At 41.2% G+C, this 953-nt stretch carries 2 protein-coding genes; both read left to right on the top strand.

Translation table 11 applies throughout. From position 1 onward, the window contains the following. Window positions 1-129: 129 nt before the first annotated feature. Window positions 130-375: a hypothetical protein gene (locus Q1B11_RS20225; RefSeq protein ID WP_299735823.1), complete on the top strand. Its 246-nt coding sequence runs from the start codon at window positions 130-132 to the stop codon at window positions 373-375. After that, entirely contained in the window at window positions 375-599 is a 225-nt protein-coding gene (locus Q1B11_RS20220) for a hypothetical protein (protein WP_299735821.1), read from the top strand. Before Q1B11_RS20225 ends, Q1B11_RS20220 begins: the two co-directional genes overlap by 1 nt. The last annotated feature ends 354 nt before the right edge of the window (window positions 600-953 follow it).

Here is a 953-nt window from a genome sequence, read left to right as displayed (position 1 = left end):
GGTTCTGAAAAATAACTGTGCAAAAAGCGACCAAGTCAACTTTCAAATGCTCTTACATGTTTTGTCCCGTACATAGCTTTCGGTTATTAACCAGAAATCAAAGTGATTCACTTTGGTAAGGGGTTTTTAATGTCTAATAAAAAGGAAAGTCTTGCTAAATTACCGGCGATTAATCGCCAGGTTGAATTGATTCAATATGTGTTGGATTTAATCAATGAAGAGCGAGAGCGAATTAAGCGAAGTGTTGTTGATGTTAATCATTACACTTCGGAAAAAGATCTGAGATTGCGATTCTTTGAATTGAACCGGTGTGATCGTCATTACGCAGAATTACAAAGCTGGCAATCGGCTTTGGTGTGCGGTAGATCGGAGTAATGAGAGAAAGTCGCTCCAGGGTGAAACCAGGTTGCAGCCTGCGGGAGCGACATGATGAGGCGATGGCCAGGCTCAAGGAGTATGGTCATCGTCCTCCTTCATTTCAGATAAAACATACAACCAAAGACCGCTATTGGCGGTGTGTCTACCATTGGAATGATCGCAAAGGTGTCATTATTGGCGATGAGCCACCTAATGACACCTGGCCTACCCACAATCGGTAAAATTTTTCTTGAACTGGAATAAGGCAAAGACAGACTTGGATCGCCGTCAAAACTCATTTTGACGGCGAGCGAAGCGGTTCGTTTTTGCCTTAAAGGTTCCAGCTCAAGAAAAAATTTACTACCGTTTTTACGCTTTATTACTCAATAGCCGGAACTTCCATTTTTCCTATTGTTTTTGATTTAACGAATGGGTAAAGATGATTAGGCAAATCAATCAAACATGGAGCGTTCTAAAATGAGCTCATTCGTTAATGCGATGTACCTCGGAATCAAAGTCCCTGAATTCAAGTCATTAGTGCATAACCCATGACTTTTCTTGCATCCATTCCTGTTAACTCTTTGAATGCCTCGTAT

Origin of the sequence: uncultured Endozoicomonas sp. (assembly GCF_947495845.1) — a bacterium.
Lineage (GTDB): Bacteria > Pseudomonadota > Gammaproteobacteria > Pseudomonadales > Endozoicomonadaceae > Endozoicomonas.
This window is presented reverse-complemented; position numbering and strand designations above follow the sequence as displayed.